Raw genomic sequence first — 264 nt, 5'->3', positions numbered from 1 at the left:
ACCTCGCCGGACGCCCCGTCGCATCGAGCAGCGTCTTCGCCGACACCACCCTGCCCGCACCCGCAGCCTCGAGCAGTGCCTACGACGGCCTCGGCCGGGTTTCCGAGAGCACCTCCGGCGACGTCAAGAGCGTCCCCGTCCACGGCCACGGCGGCACGGCGACCGGCACCGACATGCAGCCCACCAGCGCCCAGTACCCCGGCGCACCGTTCGCCGCCGACCGGCAGCTGGACGTCTCCGGGAACCCCCTGCACAAGGACCTCA

The 264-nt window shown here is 73.1% G+C and carries 1 protein-coding gene; it reads left to right on the top strand.

What is annotated here, in order from left to right:
- On the top strand, positions 1–264 hold a 264-nt coding region (locus tag AA75_RS50250; RefSeq protein WP_033824744.1), incomplete at both ends, for a hypothetical protein.

Origin of the sequence: Kitasatospora sp. MBT63 (assembly GCF_000710465.2) — a bacterium.
Taxonomy (GTDB): domain Bacteria; phylum Actinomycetota; class Actinomycetes; order Streptomycetales; family Streptomycetaceae; genus Kitasatospora.
The sequence above is the reverse complement of the archived record's forward strand: the minus strand, read 5'-3'. Positions and strand labels throughout refer to the sequence as shown.